General features: G+C 46.6%; 19 protein-coding genes. 9 read left to right on the top strand and 10 right to left on the bottom strand.

The window, feature by feature from the left end:
- Nucleotides 1-241 precede the first annotated feature (241 nt).
- On the bottom strand, nt 242-2,614 hold the full coding sequence (gene ppsA, locus VIC_RS12925; RefSeq protein WP_006960378.1) for a phosphoenolpyruvate synthase: 2,373 nt from the start codon (nt 2,612-2,614) through the stop codon (nt 242-244).
- A 174-nt stretch (nt 2,615-2,788) separates the two neighbouring features.
- Between ppsA and ppsR the strand changes: the two genes are divergently transcribed.
- Entirely contained in the window at nt 2,789-3,622 is an 834-nt protein-coding gene (ppsR, locus tag VIC_RS12930) for a posphoenolpyruvate synthetase regulatory kinase/phosphorylase PpsR (RefSeq protein WP_006960380.1), read from the top strand.
- A 43-nt stretch (nt 3,623-3,665) separates the two neighbouring features.
- On the opposite strand, the gene VIC_RS12935 is transcribed toward ppsR, so the two are convergent.
- The 4 genes from VIC_RS12935 to VIC_RS12950 all read right to left on the bottom strand — a co-directional run bounded on the left by VIC_RS12935 (nt 3,666) and on the right by VIC_RS12950 (nt 7,802).
- Nucleotides 3,666-4,070, bottom strand: a complete 405-nt coding sequence (locus VIC_RS12935) for a hypothetical protein (RefSeq protein WP_006960381.1) — start codon at nt 4,068-4,070, stop codon at nt 3,666-3,668.
- Nucleotides 4,071-4,251: 181 nt separating this feature from the next.
- The gene (locus VIC_RS12940) at nt 4,252-4,983 is read right to left on the bottom strand and encodes a substrate-binding periplasmic protein (RefSeq protein ID WP_006960382.1); all 732 of its coding nucleotides are present in this window, start codon (nt 4,981-4,983) and stop codon (nt 4,252-4,254) included.
- Nucleotides 4,984-5,044: 61 nt separating this feature from the next.
- Entirely contained in the window at nt 5,045-5,944 is a 900-nt protein-coding gene (locus VIC_RS12945; RefSeq protein WP_006960383.1) for a DMT family transporter, read from the bottom strand.
- A gap of 148 nt (nt 5,945-6,092) precedes the next feature.
- Nucleotides 6,093-7,802: a phospho-sugar mutase gene (locus tag VIC_RS12950; RefSeq protein WP_006960384.1), complete on the bottom strand. Its 1,710-nt coding sequence runs from the start codon at nt 7,800-7,802 to the stop codon at nt 6,093-6,095.
- 396 nt (nt 7,803-8,198) lie between these two features.
- Here VIC_RS12950 and coxB point away from each other — a divergent pair, with 396 nt between their 5' ends.
- Genes coxB through VIC_RS12975 form a run of 4 tightly spaced genes read left to right on the top strand, consistent with a single transcriptional unit; the run spans nt 8,199 to nt 12,472 of the window.
- A complete protein-coding gene (coxB, locus tag VIC_RS12960; protein ID WP_409459727.1) occupies nt 8,199-9,314 on the top strand; it encodes a cytochrome c oxidase subunit II in 1,116 nt (371 codons plus the stop codon).
- Nucleotides 9,311-10,978 carry a cytochrome c oxidase subunit I gene (gene ctaD / locus VIC_RS12965; RefSeq protein WP_006960386.1) on the top strand — a complete coding sequence of 556 codons (1,668 nt, stop codon included), beginning with the start codon at nt 9,311-9,313 and terminating at the stop codon, nt 10,976-10,978. Before coxB ends, ctaD begins: the two co-directional genes overlap by 4 nt.
- A 10-nt stretch (nt 10,979-10,988) precedes the next feature.
- Nucleotides 10,989-11,591 carry a cytochrome c oxidase assembly protein gene (locus VIC_RS12970; RefSeq protein WP_006960387.1) on the top strand — a complete coding sequence of 201 codons (603 nt, stop codon included), beginning with the start codon at nt 10,989-10,991 and terminating at the stop codon, nt 11,589-11,591.
- Complete coding sequence (locus VIC_RS12975) at nt 11,588-12,472, top strand: cytochrome c oxidase subunit 3 (protein ID WP_006960388.1); 885 nt, start codon at nt 11,588-11,590, stop codon at nt 12,470-12,472. The genes VIC_RS12970 and VIC_RS12975 overlap by 4 nt, the downstream gene beginning before the upstream one ends.
- A 12-nt stretch (nt 12,473-12,484) precedes the next feature.
- Here VIC_RS12975 and VIC_RS12980 read toward each other — a convergent pair whose 3' ends face one another.
- A complete protein-coding gene (locus VIC_RS12980; RefSeq protein WP_006960389.1) occupies nt 12,485-12,724 on the bottom strand; it encodes a DUF2909 domain-containing protein in 240 nt (79 codons plus the stop codon).
- Here VIC_RS12980 and VIC_RS12985 point away from each other — a divergent pair.
- From VIC_RS12985 to cyoE, 4 genes are read left to right on the top strand one after another with little or no spacing between them, the layout of a single operon-like run.
- Entirely contained in the window at nt 12,714-13,463 is a 750-nt protein-coding gene (locus VIC_RS12985; protein WP_039951909.1) for an SURF1 family protein, read from the top strand. The two genes, VIC_RS12980 and VIC_RS12985, sit on opposite strands and share 11 nt — an antisense overlap.
- Nucleotides 13,456-14,004 (top strand): hypothetical protein, encoded by a 549-nt coding sequence (locus VIC_RS12990; RefSeq protein WP_006960391.1) that lies wholly within the window; start codon nt 13,456-13,458, stop codon nt 14,002-14,004. Before VIC_RS12985 ends, VIC_RS12990 begins: the two co-directional genes overlap by 8 nt.
- A gap of 21 nt (nt 14,005-14,025) precedes the next feature.
- A complete protein-coding gene (locus VIC_RS12995) occupies nt 14,026-15,060 on the top strand; it encodes a COX15/CtaA family protein (RefSeq protein ID WP_006960392.1) in 1,035 nt (344 codons plus the stop codon).
- Nucleotides 15,057-15,953 (top strand): heme o synthase, encoded by an 897-nt coding sequence (cyoE, locus tag VIC_RS13000; RefSeq protein ID WP_006960393.1) that lies wholly within the window; start codon nt 15,057-15,059, stop codon nt 15,951-15,953. Before VIC_RS12995 ends, cyoE begins: the two co-directional genes overlap by 4 nt.
- Before the next feature lie 13 nt (nt 15,954-15,966).
- Here the strand turns inward: cyoE and VIC_RS13005 are convergent, their stop codons facing one another.
- From VIC_RS13005 to VIC_RS13020, 4 genes are read right to left on the bottom strand one after another with little or no spacing between them, the layout of a single operon-like run.
- Entirely contained in the window at nt 15,967-16,881 is a 915-nt protein-coding gene (locus tag VIC_RS13005; RefSeq protein ID WP_006960394.1) for an amino acid ABC transporter permease, read from the bottom strand.
- 56 nt (nt 16,882-16,937) lie between these two features.
- Nucleotides 16,938-17,777: a transporter substrate-binding domain-containing protein gene (locus tag VIC_RS13010; RefSeq protein WP_006960395.1), complete on the bottom strand. Its 840-nt coding sequence runs from the start codon at nt 17,775-17,777 to the stop codon at nt 16,938-16,940.
- A 12-nt stretch (nt 17,778-17,789) separates the two neighbouring features.
- The gene (locus VIC_RS13015) at nt 17,790-18,587 is read right to left on the bottom strand and encodes an amino acid ABC transporter permease (protein ID WP_006960396.1); all 798 of its coding nucleotides are present in this window, start codon (nt 18,585-18,587) and stop codon (nt 17,790-17,792) included.
- Nucleotides 18,584-19,303, bottom strand: a complete 720-nt coding sequence (locus tag VIC_RS13020; RefSeq protein ID WP_006960397.1) for an amino acid ABC transporter ATP-binding protein — start codon at nt 19,301-19,303, stop codon at nt 18,584-18,586. Before VIC_RS13020 ends, VIC_RS13015 begins: the two co-directional genes overlap by 4 nt.
- Between the last annotated feature and the right edge of the window lie 163 nt (nt 19,304-19,466).

The following is a 19,466-nucleotide window of genomic DNA, read 5'->3' on the forward strand; positions in this document are numbered from 1 at the left end:
GTGAACTGTGTGTGGTCTTTATTTTTATTTTGAATAATAGAGGTGGGACTCATAAATTCAGTGTTAAGTCGCTAGGCAGGGCAAGGCGTTGAGCGTTTTTAGGTGTATCAAAGTGGGTAGAGAGGAAAATGCCGAAATCGGATAAATAGACATTTTGAGAGAATAAAGTCAGCGATTTAATCGTGAAATTAAAAAACCGCCCAGTCAGACTAGGCGGTTTTTACTCAGTTATCGTGTCGTTTTATTTGCCGCTTACCTGACCAAGTTTCAGCCAAGTATCAATCACAGTATCTGGGTTAAGTGACACTGAGCTGATCCCTTGCTCCATTAGCCATTCAGCCAGATCATCATGGTCAGATGGACCCTGACCACAAATACCGACGTATTTACCAGCTTTAGTTGCAGCATCGATAGCCATTTGTAGCATGGCTTTAACAGCAGGGTTGCGTTCGTCAAACAGGTGAGCCACGTCGCCTGAATCTCGGTCTAGGCCCAGTGTTAGCTGAGTCATATCGTTAGAACCGATTGAGAAGCCGTCAAAGTACTTGAGGAACTCGTCTGCCAGCACAGCATTAGACGGTAGTTCACACATCATGATGACTTTAAGGCCCTGATCGCCACGGCGCAGATCGAACTTCGCAAGAAGATCGATAACCGATGCTGCCTCGCTTGGAGTACGCACAAATGGGATCATGATTTCAACGTTCTTCAGACCCATCTCATTGCGAACACGCTTAATCGCCTGAGTTTCTAGCTCGAAGCAGTCTTCAAATACAGGTGAGATATAACGTGACGCACCACGGAAGCCCAGCATAGGGTTTTCTTCGTGCGGTTCGTAACCTTTACCGCCAACCAGGTTGCTGTACTCGTTGGACTTAAAGTCAGACATACGAACGATGACACGTTTTGGCCAGAATGCTGCAGCGATAGTCGCGATACCTTCAGTCAGCTTGCTGACGTAGAAATCGATAGGATCTTTGTAGCCACGGATACGCTGAGTGATTTCTGCTTTTAGCTCGTCACTTTGTGCATCGAAGTTCAGCAGTGCTTTCGGGTGAATACCAATCATCTTGTTGATGATGAATTCCAGACGCGCCAAGCCAACACCTTCGTTTGGAATCTGCGCGAAGTCGAATGCACGATCTGGGTTACCGACGTTCATCATCACTTTAGTTGGCAGCAGTGGCAGTTCATCAACCGCAGAGCGCTTCACTTCGAAGTCCAGCTCACCTTGATAAACGTAACCTGTCTCACCTTCAGAACAAGAGACAGTAACGGTAGCACCGTCTGTCAGCTTTGATGTGGCATCGCCACAACCAACGATTGCGGGAATGCCGAGCTCACGCGCGATGATGGCTGCGTGACAAGTACGGCCACCACGGTTAGTGACGATTGCCGAGGCCTTCTTCATCACTGGTTCCCAATCTGGGTCAGTCATGTCAGTGACCAGTACATCGCCATCTTGAACCAAAGACATTTGGTCTAACGAGTCAACCAGACGTACTGGGCCAGAGCCGATACGCTGACCGATAGCACGGCCTTCGACCAAAACTTCTGCTTTGTTGTTCAGCTCGTAACGCTCAATCACGTTCTGTTCGCTTTGAGAACATACGGTTTCTGGGCGAGCTTGAACAATGTAAAGCTTGCCATCAATACCATCTTTCGCCCACTCGATATCCATCGGACGCTGGTAGTGCTTTTCGATGATCATCGCTTGTTTTGCCAGTTCTTTGATCTCTTCGTCATTAAGAGAGAACTGCTCACGCTCTTGTGCTGAGGTATCAATGATATCGACTTGCTTACCAATTTCTTGGTTGGTCGAGTAGATCATCTTGATAAGTTTAGAACCGAACGTCTTCTTAACAATCGGATGCTGACCCGCTTCAAGCATTGGCTTGTGAACGTAGAACTCGTCCGGGTTTACTGCACCCTGAACGACCATTTCCCCTAGACCCCAAGAGGAAGTGATGAACACAACCTGATCAAAGCCAGATTCAGTGTCTAAGGTGAACATAACACCTGAAGAGGCTTTATCTGAGCGTACCATGCGTTGGATACCCGCAGACAGCGAGATACCACGGTGGTCAAAACCTTGGTGCACACGGTAGGAGATAGCGCGGTCATTAAACAGAGATGCGTAAACGTGTTTCGTTGCTTCAAGTACAGCATCGATACCTTTTACGTTAAGAAACGTTTCTTGCTGGCCCGCGAATGAGGCATCCGGCAAGTCTTCAGCAGTTGCTGAAGATCGAACGGCGACTGAAAGCTCGGTATTACCTTCAATCAGTTCTTGGTAGTCGTTACGAATATCCTGCTCTAGGTCAGCAGGGAAGGGAGCTTCTAAAACCCATTGACGGATGGTGGCACCTGTCTTACGCAGAGCTTCTACATCCTCAACGTCTAGTTCATCGAGCAGTTGGTGGATTCGTTCATCCAGACCTTCATAATCAAGGAATTGGTTAAACGCGTAAGAAGTAGTCGCAAAACCATTCGGTACTGAAACGCCAGCATTCGATAGATTTGAAACCATTTCTCCAAGTGAAGCGTTTTTACCGCCGACCTTGTCGACATCTTCCATGGATAGGCTATTGAACCAGAGGGTGTTCTTTTGCATGTCTTTCTCCAGAAACATTGCAGCTTTGTAGGGATAGGCAAACGATTACGCATGGGCTCAAAAAAATTCTCAACAAATTTTCAAAGCTGTGGGGGGCGTAATTGTCAGCCGGGTTTTATTATCGATATTATGGTGTCCATCCTACTCAAAAGAATTTTAAAGTTTAAATAAAAGATGCAAATTGATATTCAAAGTCGTGATGTATTCTATGTTTCTGACGGTACGGCCATAACATGTGAGACATTAGGCCATGTTGTTTTGGGTCAATTCCCGTTTAACGCCAACGAAAAAACGTTTCCGTTTGTCGAAAGTGAAGACAAATTAGCTGATCTACTGAAAGAGATTGAACAGTCTTACCAAGAGAGCGGTGTGAAGCCTTTAGTGTTTTTTTCCATCGTTATACCGGAGATCAAACAGAAACTATTGGAAGCCCCTGCATTCAGTTACGATGTGTTGGCGAGTATCGTCCAACAGGTTAAAGATGATATCCAGATGGAGCCAAAACCGAAGTTGCAGCGATCGCGCAGTGTAGGCAAAGATTCTGACACCTACTTTGACCGCATTGCAGCAATTGAATACACCTTAGCGCATGATGATGGCATTACGCTCAAGGGAATGGACGAGGCAGACATTATATTGTTGGGCGTTTCTCGAAGCGGTAAAACGCCAACCAGCCTTTATATGGCGATGCAATTTGGTCTACGAGTCGTGAACTACCCATTTATTGAGGAAGATATTCGTCGTCTGAGACTGCTGCCAGAATTCGAAATCCATCGCCATAAATTGTTTGGTCTGACGATAGATCCTGAAAGATTGACGGAAATTCGCGAGAACCGTTTGGCAGGCAGTGAATATGCGAGTACAGAACAGTGCATCAACGAGTTGGAAAGTGTTGAGGCTTTATTCCGACGTGAAGCCATTCCATATATCAATACTTCATCGTTGTCGGTAGAAGAGATTTCAACCCGCATCCTTGAAAAAGCGGGCCTGAGAAGACGGCTACTGTAAATCAAAGAAGCTGGGGCAGTGAATGCAGGCTGCCCCGAACGACTTATTTGAATGAGTAGGTGACGCCAAATGAAGCTCCGACACCGAAATCCAAGCCGTCACTAATACCTAACTCTGGGTGCACCTGCGCATAGATTTCCCATTTGTCTGCAAAGTGAACTTCAACACCTAGTGGTAGGCGTGCACCAAAGTCATCATCCCATTCGTAGTAACCTCCAGCGCCTAAAAACCAGTTGATATCGGTTTCTGATTCTATGTCACCACGCTTAAATACGTAGTCCATGGCCATGCCATCATTTCCTGCCGTCATTCTAAAAGTGCTATTAAGATCGAAGATGACGCTCAGGTCTTGATCATAACCAAGGCCGACGGAGATGTTTGGGTCTTCAGCGGCAATACTGTTTGACGATACTGCGGCCAGCGCCAGTATAGGTAATAACTTTTTCACTAATCTGTTCCTGTTGTTGAGTAAAAGCGCCGCATGCTGCTGCATGGGCTGTGGTGAGCAGATTAGTGAGCTGGATGAAAAATGTTATCAAAGTTCAGTCAGTTATATATTTTTGATAATAATTTTATATATCACTTGTTGGGATTATTGGTGGGCTAAGTGCTAAAGTTCGGGTCGATATTTAATTGGTTTGGAATCTTCTCAAGCCTTTATCGAGGATATTCCGCAGAGCTGGACCATGTTCATATTGTTTGGAAATCAACATGTAAAATTTATGCTTAGGCATATTTGGAATCGGCTTAGATTCGATCTCTTCACTTACGTAAGTAATACCCCAAATGCTTTTAATTCCTTCGAGTATCTCCTGCCAAGATAGAATAACGTCGCATCTTTGTTCTTTGAGCTCTGTAACGAGTTCATGCATGTTGTGAGAGTATTGGTCAACATTTTTAAGCCAGAAATCGCCATAGTTGTAGCCGTGGATCCCACAGACCTTGTATTTATCTAACTCCGCGACGCCATCAATGTTTAGTCCTTGAGGAAATCTCGACTTTTTATATAAGTAGTGGGGAGTGACGTGATAGTACCAAGTTGTATACAGGTAGTGCTTGGCACGCTCTTCTGAGTGTGAAGCGCTGACTGCAATTTGGAATTCACCGCTCTTCGCACCTTTAAGGCAGCGGGTCCATGATGTCATGGTGAAATTGAAGGTGATGTTTTTAGGTATCAAAACCTCGTTAAGAACCTCGAGATCGAAGCCTTTAACGTCTTCTCCATCTAGGTATGTATAGGGAGGCCAGTCGATAGAGTCGCCGCAGATACTAAGATGTTCGTCACGGAGTTCTATCTCCGTGGCGAGGGCTTTAGAGCTGGTTAGCAGAATCAGAAAGCAAAAACATACTCGTAAATTCATTGCGGGGTGTTTTCATTATCATCGTTAATGACAAGTATAGACACCCCGAGAGGGTTTGAAGCTATTTCGCCCGTTGGAACGGTGGCTTCAAATGTTGCCCAAAGACGTTGATTAATGCGCCAATGACAATCAACGAGCCACCCAAATATGTCCAATAGGATGGGATTTCGTTGAACACCCAAGCACCAAGTAGGGCCGAAAATACAATTTGCACATAGGAATAGGCTGAGGCTTTGCCTGCGGCTTGAGTCTGCATCGCTTTGGTTAGCCCGTATTGACCTATCTGAGTAAAGACGCCAACTAGGATCAGCATCAAGGTCAAAAATAGACTTGGCCATACAAAATCATCGCCTATCAACATCATCGAGGTTGGTAGGGCCATCAGTGGAAAATAGAAAATAATCACTGAGCTATCTTCTGTCTGGCTTAATCGACGGACAATCACATAAGCAATAGAGCTACCAAAGGCACCAAGTAGTGCCATCATCACGCTAAACAGCGGTAAGTCTGAGCTGGAGCCTGTTTGCATGCTCGGCTGAACCATCACACCTAAACCCACTAAACAAAGCGCGATGCAGATCATAGTCGAAAACTGAATGCGCTCTTTGAGAAATAGCACACCAAGTAAAGCAGTAAACACAGGGTGCACATATTGGAGGATAGTTGCTTCTGCTAGTGGAAGTGTTGTCACTGAATAGTAAACACACATGAGAGCGACCGTGCCGACTGCGCCGCGAAGCATTAACAAGGGCTTATTGTGCCCCCATACTGAAATGCGCTTGCGTTTGACATCTAGGTAACTGATCACCAGCGAAACTAATGCCCTTGCGGCAACAATTTCAAACACAGGAATACCATAGTTGCTGACGTATTTGACGCAGGCCGACATTAAGGCAAAGCCAAGCGCCGAAAGCAGCATAAAACGCACCCCAACAGGGATGACAGATAAAACGGTATTCATGACGATTCAATCACTAGAGGAAAGTGGAAGCCAAACTTTAACATATTTGTCAGTTTGAAGGTGTTTGGGGATTGAAATAAGAGTAGAGATATAGAAAAAGCGGCTAACCAGCCGCTTTGTAAACAGGTACTTTCGAGACGATGACTCGTTAGTGATCCAAACTTGTTTGGTGCTCACTGATCAGCATATCCAGCGCTAGCTCAGCTTTTTCTTCCGCGACGGAAAAGCTATCTGCTGCATCAAATGCTTCGACGACTTCGTAATAGCACTTCAGCTTAGGCTCCGTGCCTGATGGACGAACGATGACACGTGCACCGCCAGATAGGTGATAGATCAAAACGTCACTGGCTGGTAAGTCAATAGATTCAGTTTTTCCGTCTGCAAAGGTGCGTGTTGAAGATTTCAAATCTTCAATCACTTCGACTTTACGGCCCGCGATTTGATTTGGCTGCGCAGCTCGTAGCTTGTCCCCAACAGGTAGTGCTTTTGGATCGAGCGCGGTGCTATGCTGAGCGTTGATGTACATACCGTGCTCGCGATAAATGCTTTCCAATTGATCCCACACCGTTTTCCCCTGACTCTTTAGCTCGGCGGTTAGCTGAGAGAAAGCGACCAAAGCAGACAAGCCATCTTTATCCCACACTTTATTACCCACGGTGTAGCCTAATGCTTCTTCATAAGCGAACAAGAATTGCTTCTCTGTGGTTTGTTTTTGCATGGCGATATTAGTCAGCCATTTGAAACCTGTCAGAGTTTGGTAGTACTCAGCGCCATGAGAAAGTGCAATCTTCTTAAGCAATGTTGAAGACACGATAGTATTACCAATCAACTGTTTGGTTGCATCAGTATGGCTGAGTAGGTAGTTGCCAAATAGAGAACCCACCTGATCGCCCGTTAGCATCTGGTATTCGCCATCAGGTCGACGAGCAGCGACCGCAAAACGGTCTGCGTCTGGATCATTGGCACACGCGATGTCGGCGTCATTAGCTTTCGCCAGCGCGACCACCATATCCATAGCACCAGCTTCCTCAGGGTTAGGGAAGTTCACAGTCGGGAAAGAGCCATCGGGGTCACGTTGCTCGGCAACGCTGTAGATTTTGGTGAAGCCTGCATCTTTTAGCAGTGTTTCTGCCATGTCAGCACCTACACCATGCATTGCGGTATAGGCGACGCCAACCGCTTCTGGCTGTTGATGATTAGCCAGCAGTGGGTTGCCATTCATCGTTTGGCGATAAGTCTCGTAGTAATCTTCTTTTAGCCACACGAGAAGATCATGCTTTTCTGCATCATCAAGATTCATCAGAGGGATGGGTTTTGTGGCGGCTTCGTCGATTTCTCCAGCAATACCAGAGTCATGAGGAGGAATAATTTGAGCGCCATTTTCCCAATACACTTTAAAGCCGTTGTACTCGGGTGGGTTGTGGCTGGCTGTGACGACAACAGCAGCGGTGGCATTAAAATGACGAACACCAAATGCAGCGATAGGTGTCGCAGCAACATCGTGTGTCAGGTATACCTTGATGCCTAAAGAGGTCAATACAGAGGCGGTATCATGAGCGAATTGCTTTGAATCTGGGCGTCCATCATACCCAATGACAACGCCACGTTTTACTGCATCTTGAACGTGCTTAATAAGATAATGACCAAGCCCGGTAGCCGTTTCCTGAATAACAAGTCGGTTCATTCGATTTGGACCACAGCCAACTTTTCCTCGTAAACCAGCAGTACCAAACTCCAACCTCTGGCTAAATCGGTCAGCTAATTCTTGATATTGCTCTTTATCAATCAAGTGTTGAAGTTCTTCACGAGTACGTGGATCCGGATCTTTTTCCAACCAACGAGTAACTTGTTCCATCATAACTTATTTCTACCTTTAACTATCGTTATCCCAAGTGTATGACATTTGGGAAATAATGGATGGATATTAAGTGATATTGATTATCATTTGCGAGAGCGCAATCGCTAAACCAATTATTGTGATCAATCTTCAATTTAACCTGCTCAAGTTAGCGACATTTCCATTAGCACTTTCTTGCACAATTAGTAAACGCCAACTAGCTTTTATTAACATAACTATAACAAATTACATCGAATTTGCTGTTTACAAGGAATTTTCCGCACCCTTTGGCCCACTAGGACTTTTTTGCGTCATTCAGGCTAAAGGGCGCCTTGGATAAATCATCAGAGATGATGCCTCAGGCAGAGGAGAGGTCTTTTGAAAAGATTACAGGTTTCACTGTGGCAACTGATCAATGTGTTGTTTGTTGGTTTTGCTACTTCAGTCAACGCTGAAGAGAACACCTTGAACATGACCAGAGGTGTGACAGGCATCAGTAATGAAGTCTATGACTTACACATGCTGATCTTCTATATCTGTTGCGCTATTGCCGTTGTGGTATTCGGGGCAATGTTCTATTCCATGTACCATCACAGAAAATCAAAAGGGGCAGTGGCGGCTAACTTCCATGAAAGTACCAAAGTGGAAGTGATCTGGACGGTCATCCCCATCATCATTCTGGTTCTCATGGCAATTCCGGCGACTCGTACGCTTGTCGCCATGGAAGATACGTCCCAATCCGATCTGACGATTAAGGTCACTGGCTCCCAGTGGAAGTGGCACTACAGCTACTTCGGAGAAGACGTTGAGTTTTTCAGCTTGTTAGCAACCAGCCAAAAAGCCATTGATGGTATAGAAGAAAAAGGCGCACATTATCTTCTTGAAGTTGATAACCCTCTCGTGTTGCCCATCAACCGAAAAGTACGATTCCTCCTGACTTCCGATGATGTAATTCACTCTTGGTGGGTACCTGACTTTGCAGTGAAGAAAGACACGATCCCGGGCTTTATCAACGAAGCGTGGACGCGCATTGATGAGCCCGGTGTTTACCGTGGCCAGTGTGCAGAGCTATGTGGCCGAGCACATGGATTCATGCCCGTTGTTGTTCATGCCATGGAAGAAGACAAATACGATGCTTGGCTATTGGCGAAAAAAGCCGAGATAGAGCAAGCGAAGCAAGAAGCGGCAGCATCTCTAACCGCGTCACTATCGCAAGAAGAACTGATGACGATAGGTGAGAAGGTTTATGTCGACCGATGTGCCGTCTGTCATCAGGTGAGTGGCGCGGGTATTCCAGGAGCTTTCCCTGCGATTACAGGCAGTAAGATCGCGACGGGCGATGTTGATACTCATATTGATGTGGTGGTTAACGGTCGGGCAGGGACTGCAATGCAGGCTTTTGCTAATCAGCTTTCGGACAAAGAAATTGCGGCTGTGGTGACGTACCAACGTAACGGTTTAGGAAACAGTACGGGTGATGTGGTGCAGGCATCCGATGTGAATGCATTTAAGGCATCCAAGGAGGGGCAATGAAAACGTCCAAACCTGAGTCAATGAATTCTGAATCAGTAAAATCAGCGCCAGCGGCTGATGCCGAGTTAGGAAGAGCAAACAGTGCGATTGCCATTGATGAACACGATGATCATGAGCATCACGAAGCGCCTTCTGGCATAACCCGCTGGATTTATTCGACCAATCACAAAGACATCGGGACGCTTTACCTTTGGTTCAGTTTCATTATGTTCCTGACCGGTGGAGCCATGGCGATGATCATTCGCGCCGAGTTGTTCCAACCTGGCCTGCAATTGGTCGAGCCCCAATTCTTCAACCAGATGACGACCGTGCATGGTTTGATCATGGTGTTTGGTGCGGTCATGCCAGCCTTTACTGGCTTAGCAAACTGGATGATTCCGATGATGATTGGCGCACCAGATATGGCGTTACCACGGATGAACAACCTCAGTTTTTGGATCTTACCTTTTGCGTTCTTAATCCTGATTGCTTCGTTATTTACGGAAGGTGGGGGCCCTGATTTCGGCTGGACTTTCTACGCGCCGCTTTCTACGACTTACGGGCCTGACAGTACGGCGTTGTTTGTATTCTCAGTTCACATCATGGGGATTAGCTCGATCATGGGCGCGATCAACGTGATCGTCACTATCGTCAATATGAGAGCGCCGGGAATGACTTGGTTCAAGATGCCGATGTTTGTCTGGACTTGGTTGATTACTGCTTTCTTGTTGATTGCCGTCATGCCTGTACTGGCGGGGGCGGTGACTATGGTTCTGACTGACAAGTACTTTGGCACATCATTCTTTGATGCCGCAGGTGGTGGTGACCCTGTGATGTTCCAGCATATCTTCTGGTTCTTCGGTCACCCCGAAGTGTACATCATGATCTTGCCTTCGTTCGGTATTGTGTCGGCCATCATCCCAGCGTTCAGTGGTAAAAAATTGTTTGGTTACCACTCGATGGTGTACGCCACTTGTAGTATCGCGCTGTTGTCCTTCTTGGTTTGGGCACACCATATGTTTACAACAGGGATGCCTGTGTTTGCCGAACTCTTCTTTATGTATTGCACCATGCTGATTGCGGTGCCCACTGGGGTCAAAGTGTTCAACTGGGTGGCTACGATGTGGCGGGGTGCGATGACATTCGAGACACCGATGTTGTTTGCCATTGCTTTCATTATTCTGTTTACCATCGGTGGGTTTTCCGGTCTTATGCTGGCGATTGTTCCTGCAGACTTCCAGTACCACGATACGTATTTTGTGGTCGCGCATTTCCATTATGTGTTGGTCTCAGGAGCGGTATTCTCGATTATGGCCGCTGCTTACTATTGGTTACCGAAATGGACAGGGCATATGTATGACCATAAGTTGAGCTTGTGGCATTTCTGGTGCTCAGTGATTTCGGTCAATGTCTTATTCTTCCCGATGCATTTTCTTGGCTTAGCTGGGATGCCACGACGCATTCCTGACTATGCGATTCAGTTTGCCGACATCAATCAGATAGTGTCGATTGGTGGTTTTGCCTTTGGTTTGTCTCAGCTCATTTTCCTCTGGTTAGTGATTAAATGTATCCGCGGAGGAGAAAAAGCTGAGGCAAAACCGTGGGATCGTGCTGAAGGGTTGGAGTGGACAGTTCCAAGCCCAGCACCGCACCATACATTCTCTACCCCACCGAAAGTGGATTGAGGGAAGCGCTATGGATGGACAACAGCAATCCAATAACAAATTAACCTTGAAGCTGCTGGCAGCAGTGGTGGCAATGTTTGGCTTTGGTTTTGCGCTTGTCCCGTTATATGACGTGATGTGCGAGGCTTTAGGAATCAACGGAAAAACAAATACTGAGTCTGCGCTACAGCCACAGGGTATGGTTCCTGACACATCACGTCTTATTCGAGTTGAGTTTATGGCACACAGAAATCAGGGTATGCCTTGGTTGTTTGAACCTAAGCAACAGTCAATGGATGTGCATCCCGGAGAAGTGATTCAGACGGCCTACATAGCAACAAACCAGTCATCCATAGCAACTATCGGTCAGGCTGTTCCTTCAGTGTCTCCGGGTATGGGCGCGTCGTATTTCAACAAAATTGAATGTTTCTGCTTTAATCACCAACCACTGGAAAGCCTGGCGAAGGCCGAAATGCCTTTGATCTTCTACATTGAGCCAGATATTCCAGAGTCGATTCATACATTAACGCTGTCGTATACCCTCTACGACATTACGGATAAGGTTCCTCAACCCGTTGAAGTAGCACGAATGGAACCGAGTGGCGACCTCACACAGCAAGGAGCTAAGCCATGAGTTCAAAACATCAATCATATTATGTTCCGGCTCAAAGCAGCTGGCCAATTGTCGGAGCGGTTGCGCTGTTTCTTATCGCGGTTGGCGCGGGGATCACGGTGCAGAACATGGCCGAAGGTGGAGAAGGCAGTATCTTCGGTAAGTTGATTCTTCTGGCTGGATTCCTGTTCCTGCTCTACATGTTTGCGGGTTGGTTTAGCAATGTGATTACCGAGTCGATGACAGGTAAGTATTCTGAGCAAATTTCTCGCTCCTTCAGGCAAGGAATGAGTTGGTTCATCTTCTCTGAAGTGATGTTCTTTGGCGCCTTTTTCGGAGCACTGTTTTATGCGCGCATGATCTCAGTGCCTTGGTTGGGTGGCGCGAGTAATAACGCGATGACTCATGAAGTTTTGTGGCCCGCGTTTGAAGCACTTTGGCCACTGACGACCACACCTGATGGTGTCACAACGACGGCGATGGGATGGCAGGGGATTCCGCTGATTAACACCCTGATTCTTCTGACTTCCTCTATCACTTTGCATATGGCCCATACGAGTCTTGAGCAGAACAAACGTATGGCGCTCATTGTATGGCTAGAAATTACGATTGTTCTGGCTGGATTTTTCCTTTATTACCAAGGTGTTGAGTATGCCCATGCTTATCAGGACCTGAATCTTACGCTGCAATCCGGAATATATGGCAACACTTTCTTCTTATTAACCGGCTTTCACGGTATGCACGTTTTCTTAGGGACAACGTTCCTAATCATACTGCTCGCCCGTGTGGCAAAAGATCATTTTACTCCTAAGGATCACTTCGCGTTTCAGGCAGGCAGCTGGTACTGGCACTTTGTCGATGTGGTTTGGCTATGTCTGTTTGTTTTTGTTTATGTGCTGTAGGTGTGTTCGCCCTTAGTAAGGACGAACATTAGGTTCAATAAAACCTGTAAGAAGGGCGGCGATCAATAACACAACGGCAAGTGCAGAGAGGAACACCCGTCGGCCAAGGTAATAACTCATAGGCTTATCTTGGCGAGGCTCCTCATCACTTTCAGGCTGAGGCCCTTTCACCATTTCGAGCATCGCTCTTGCGAGGTTTACGATGATAAACAGTAGTAACACTACCAACAGCGATTTGAAGATGAATACCATAAAGTCTTCCTTATCAGTTCAGATGAAGTCGTACTCGTTTTGGGTTGGTCTGTTATTAACTGTGGTTGCCTTTTCTATTTTGGTCAACTTAGGCTTGTGGCAACTATCGAGAGCTGAAGAAAAGCAGCAAATGGAGCGGTTTTTGGATGCACGAGAACAGGCCCCTGCAATCGATATTACTCAGCTAAACGTTACCGAGACCCGCTACCTTACAGGCATGCGGGTTACCGCTGAACTATGGCCTATCGAGGGCAAGTACCTATTGCTCGATAATCAAACCTATCAAGGTGAAGTTGGTTATTTGGCTTATCAGCTTATGGAGTTTGGGGGTGATCGTGCGGTTTTGGTGGAACGCGGCTTTATTCCTTCAAAGGGCCAGCGAGGCAACTTGCCCAGCGTTGACTGGCTGAACAGCCCACTGATATCAGAAGCGAGAGTTTACCAGCGCTCTTCGAACCCGCTGAGTGATGAGCTGTATATTGAGCCGGGTGTTCCGCATCGAATTCAAAATCTCAATATTGCTGAACTTGAACAATATTGGCAGCACCCAATAGAGCCTTACATTTTACAGCCCCGCACGTCAGATTGGCCCTATGGGCAGCCTTGGAAACCTGTCCCGCTGGGTTCCGCTAAACACACAGGATATGCCGTTCAGTGGTTTAGTATGGCCGTGGCTCTCGTGTTGTTGAGTGGTTGGGTTTTTATCAGAGCATTAAAACAAGGAGGTCAGGATGGCTAATCCAGTTACAAGAGGCAGAATCATTCTGGTTGCCTTGGTACTAATGTTTGCTTTGCCCGCAGTCATTGCTAAGACATTTCTCGCCAATCATTGGTATGAATCTGGCGTGACGAACAAAGGCGAATTGATTGAACCAAAGCAAAGTTTTGATGGACTTGGAATCAGCAACCCTTATGCAAGCGAGCAATGGCAATTGGGGTACTTAATTCCGCAGCAATGTGATGAATTCTGTCAAAAGCAAGTGTACTTGCTAGGTCAAAGTCATTTAGCGCTGGGCAAATATCAGAGCCGAGTCGCGCCTGTGCTGCTTGTCTCTGAGCTCAGTGATACATCGGTATTGGAAAAGGGTGGGTTTGAAGCCATCAAAGTGAATCAAGCCTTCCATCAGGTTGTGTCTGACTTTGAGTACGTCATTGTCGACCCATTGGGCCAATTGGTGATGCGTTATCCCAAAGTGGAATCACAAGACGATTTGGTCCGCCAAAGCAAAGATGTACTAGCGGACTTAAGGAAACTACTTAAGTTATCAAGAGTAGGCTAACAGCAGGGAAGGAGTTTGGTTATGGGATTGACCAATTTAGTTCGCCTAAGTCTCGTATTGACGTTCATTGTCATCATGCTTGGTGCCTATACCCGATTGGCTGACGCTGGACTAGGATGTCCCGATTGGCCGGGATGTTATGGCCAGTTGACCGTACCTAACGATCAAAAAGAAATAGCACTGGCAAAATCCTTGTATCCAGAGCTCACTGTTGAAGCGAATAAAGCTTGGCTGGAAATGATCCACCGCTATTTTGCGGGCACGCTGGGTTTATTGGTGTTTGCTATTTCATTTCGAGTGATTAAAGAGAAGTCGTTGCCTTATGGCCTGCCGATTGTTATCTCTTTAGTGGTGGTTTTTCAGGCGCTCTTGGGTATGTGGACGGTAACCATGAAGTTGATGCCACTGGTGGTGATGGGGCACCTTCTTGGAGGGTTTACACTGTTTTGTCTACTTGCGCTTCTGTATTGGCGGCTACTTGATCGCAAGTCACATATTGAAGCCGTCCCTCATGTATCTGGTTGGCTAAAGTTTCTCGCCCCTGTCACTTTGTGTTTTGTTGTTATTCAAATAGCCTTGGGCGGCTGGACATCATCCAACTATGCCGCCCTAATGTGTACAAGTTTACCGGTATGTGAAGGGAACTGGACAGAGCATCTGGATTTTGACCGCGCTTTTCAGTTGATACAACCCAAGCAAGAAACCTACGAGTTTGGCACGTTAGACTATGGCGCTCGCATGACGATTCATGTAACGCACCGATTTGGTGCTGTGCTGGTGGCTCTGTTGTCCATCAGTTTACTTTGTGCGTTGCTATGTGCCAGAAATCCTAAGCTAACAAGTGCCGCTTTCAAAGTGGGTGTGTTGCTGATTCTACAAATCAGCTTAGGTATTGCTAATGTCTTACTTAGCTTACCTCTTGTGGTGGCGGTTGCGCATAACCTAGTCGCTGCTTTGTTGCTGCTTTCAGTCCTCCATGTCAATTATCTGCTGCGGCAGAAAGTCACTGCTAATGCCCATTCCACTCGATTTTTTCGTAAGGAGAGTTCGCGATGAGTAATTCTATCAGTCACATCTCTGAACAAGACCGATCATTATGGCGAACCTACCTCACTCTGACTAAGCCGAAGGTGGTTGCTTTAATGCTGCTTACCGCTCTGGTCGGAATGTGTTTAGCGGTGCCAGGATCACTACCTGTTCAACAATCAATTCTTGGTATGTTGGGGATTGCTTTGATGGCAGGTTCTGCTGCGGCATTTAACCACCTGATTGACCGACGAATTGATGCGGTTATGGCTCGAACATACAAGCGACCTCTGCCGTCGGGTGAACTCAATGTGCGCAATGTGTTTGCGTTCGCCACTGGAATCGGGCTCGCCGGATTTGTGGTCTTGTATGTCTGGGTTAATGCGTTGACAGCTTGGCTGACTTTTGCCAGTTTGCTGGGCTATGCCGTTATCTACACCATGTACTTAAAGCGCGCTACGCCACAAAACATCGTCATTGCGGGGATTGCTGGTGCGATGCCGCCGTTACTTGGTTGGACGGCTGTCACAGGTGAAATGCATGCTAATGCCTGGCTGCTTGTGATGATTATCTTTATATGGACCCCTCCGCATTTTTGGGCATTAGCGATTCATCGCAAAGAGGATTATGCCAAAGCCGATATACCAATGCTGCCTGTCACGCACGGTGAGGAATATACGAAAACATCAATACTGCTTTACACCGTATTATTACTTATCGTTTGCCTGTTCCCTGTGTTGGTTGGGATGGCAGGAGTCTTCTACCTAGCCTCCGTAACAATACTGTCTGCGCTGTTTGTCTATCACGCTTGGAAGCTGAAATTTGGTACTGACGAGAAGCAAGCCATCAAAACATTTAAGTTCTCTATTTGGCACCTGATGTTGCTGTTCTCAGCGCTATTAGCCGAGCACTATTTGATTTGAGAGAAGTACCTGTCTAGCCATTTGCTTGATGTTTTAATGAATGACGCTCAAGCCTTTTAAACAAGGCGGAAAGCGTCAGGCAAAATATCAGGTAAGTGGCGCCTACAATTAGCCAAATTTCAAAGATAAGACCGGAGGAGTTTGCCATCTCTGTGCCAACGAAAGTCATTTCTTGAATCGAAATCAGTGACACAATCGAGGTATCTTTGACTAATGAAATGGCTTGTCCGGCAAGTGCAGGAGTAATTGCGGCTAATACCTGAGGGGCGATTACCAAGCGGTACTTAGCCCAAGTGGACAGCCCTAATGCGTCCGCCGCTTCCCATTGTCCTTTTGCTATGCCAGCCAAACCTGAACGTACTATTTCAGCAACATAGGCAGAGGAAAGGATCCCGACACAAAGTACGCCAGACAGTAGATTTTCCCATAGGGACTTAGGCCCGAACAACATCGACTGCAACGCATTCGCATCTCCGGAGTTCTCCCTTAGAACTCCTTCCAACCCGATAGCGGGAATGAGCTGATTTGAGATAAAAAAGTAGAAGATAAACACAAAGACCAGCGGGGGAATATTTCGGATTAACTGAATATACACATTGGCCAGTGAACGAAATACGTAAATGGAAGAATGCCTAGCTACACCAATGAGTGTTCCCAGGGTTAGTGCCAGTAGCATTCCCCAAACACTGAGCCGTAATGTCGAGATCACACCCTGAATGAAGTAGGGCAACGACCCATCAGAGCGTGAAGTAAAGATCAGCGTGAATGCTTCGCTCCATCGCCAAGTGTAATTCACTCCGATAGAAGCACGTTGGTAAAGCCAGAATCCAAACACAGCTAAAGCAAGCAATAAAACCAAATCTAGCTTATTGAAGCTTAAGCTGGGTTTTCTGTCCTGACTGGCGGTCAGTAAATTCGATTTATTCACCTAACGTCCTGCTAATCTTTATGTCTCATCAATCATTCTGGGTTTAAGAAACGTGGTTATTGGCCCGTTGCAACTTGCTGCTGCCAGTCGAGCGTCGCGAACCAGTACTCGTATCTTTGCTCAAGCCAGCCATCCTCGGTACGGGCTTGTATCCATTGGTCGAAGAAGGCTTGTTTGTCGCTTTCACCAAGACGAACGGCGAAAGCCTCGTTGCCCTTAGACAGGCGCTCATTAAACGGGATAAACAGTTTGTCGGCATTCTTCACAGCTTCATGTTCAGGTTTAGGGCTAGAAGCAATCACAGCGTGAGCGTTACCATTGAGGACTTCCTGAAATGCTTGAGCATCATCGTCGAACTGAAGAATCTTAGCTTTCGGAAAAGCCTCTCGAGCGACTTGTACCGTGAAGGCGCCACGGCGTGCAGCGATTTTAACGCGTCGAGAATTGAAATCGCTCATTTCAGAAAAGCCTGAAGCCAGTTCTTTATTGGCAGCCACCTGAACACCAGAGTGTGAATAAGGAGTGGTAAATAAGACACTCTTAGAGCGTTCGGGAGTCACGCTCATGCCGCCAATAATGACATCAAATTTTTTCGCCAGAAGCGCTGGAATAATGCCATCCCAAGCGGTGGGTACAAATTCGACTTTCCAGCCAGAATCCGCGGCAAGACGTTCAGCTACATCGATTTCGAAGCCGATTAAATCCCCTTGCTTGTCGCGCATTGCCCATGGGACAAAGGTCGACATTCCGACGCGTAAGGTGCCGCGCTCGTTAATCTTATCCAAATTTGGGGTTTCACTGGCGAGCGTTGGTAGCGCTACTGCTAGCCCAAGCAAAGCGGTAATCGCTTGCTTGAAAGCTCTCAACGAACGAATCTTTTGTCCTAAGTGTTTCATTTGATTTCCTTATTATTGAGCACGCCATTGGGCGCCAAGTTTGTGTTCTAGCCAAGCGGAGATTCCCGAGAGTGACAGTGTGAGCAAAAGATATATCGCTGCCACGCTAAACCAAATTTCAAATGGCATAGCGGTTTCCGAAACAATGTTTCTTCCTTCTGTCGTCAGGTCGAATATGGCCATTACGCTGACAATTGATGAATTCTTAACCAGAGAAACCACTTCATTGGTCAAAGGCGGTAACGTTCTTTGCAGTAATTGCGGGAAGATAACGTCGTAGTAGGTAGAGAAAGGGCTGAGTCCAAGGGAGCGAGCAGCCTCAAACTGACCTTTAGGGATGCTGTTCAGGCCTCCACGAAAAATCTCAGCGGTGTAGGCACCCTGGAAAAGTGAGAGCGCCAAAATCGCAGTCGCGAATCTATCAAGGCCGATCACAGGCCCAAAGACGAAATATAAAAGGTATATCTGAACCAGAAGCGGCGTATTGCGAATCAGCTCAATATAAGTATTTGCGATGGTTCGACCTACAACAGACTGAGAAAGCTTAAGCAAAGCCGTCAGCATTCCAATCAGCAGAGTAAACAATAGGCTCCATGCCGATATCTTGATAGTGACCCACAAGCCTTCGAGCAGTTCAGCAGGCCACCACTCACCATCTTCATAGAAGGCGATATAGTCAGGTACTCGGTGCCATTGCCATTGGTAATCTATTGCTTTCGCACCCGAATCCAGCAGCCACCACAGCCCTAAACCTAGTATTAGGATTTGAGCGAAGGCGGACAAAACGGGCTTTAAAATTCGGCTAATCATTGGTGGCTCAGGATTTGCTCCAGAAACTGTTGTGTTCTAGGGTGTTGCGGCGTACTGAACAATTGCTCAGGAGTAGCCATTTCGAGTATTTCTCCCTGATCCATAAATATCACTCTATCGGCCACCTTTCGGGCAAAGCCCATTTCATGTGTTACGCATATCATTGTCATGCCATCTGTAGCTAAATCTGTCATGACTTCCAAAACTTCTTTGATGGTCTCTGGATCTAAAGCGGAGGTTGGCTCGTCAAACAACAAAATCTCGGGCTTCATACACAAAGAGCGTGCAATCGCGACACGCTGCTGCTGCCCGCCAGACAATTGAACGGGATATTTGTTTGCCTGTTCCGTGATGTTGACGCGATCTAGAAAGTGCATGGCTGTATCGATAGCTTGTTGTTTCGACTGCTTCAATGTGCGCATCGGTGCCAGCGTCAGGTTCTCTAATACGGTTAAGTGAGGAAAAAGATTAAAATGCTGAAAAACCATGCCGACTTTTCCCGGTGAGACAGAGGTCAAAGGCTGGCCGAGTACTTGAATATTGCCATTTGAGATGGTTTCCAACCCGTTAACGGTTCGAATTAAAGTCGACTTTCCAGAACCAGAAGGGCCACAAACGACTAACCTCTCTCCTCTCTGTACTGAGAGGCTAATATTCTTCAGTGCCTGAAATTGGCCGTACCACTTGCTGACGTGTGTAAAATCGATGGCGCTCATGCCGATTCTTTATATGCATTTATTTGTATTTCCACCTTAACAATATCAAGAAGATATTGCATCTCATGTGGTTCAAATAGAGCTAGAAAGCCTGATATTGCTCACTCTTTATCGTATGTAATTTAAATTTTACATGCGGTGTAAAATGTAAAAATAGAAGAAA

Origin of the sequence: Vibrio coralliilyticus ATCC BAA-450 (assembly GCF_000176135.1) — a bacterium.
Taxonomy (GTDB): Bacteria; Pseudomonadota; Gammaproteobacteria; order Enterobacterales; family Vibrionaceae; genus Vibrio; species Vibrio coralliilyticus.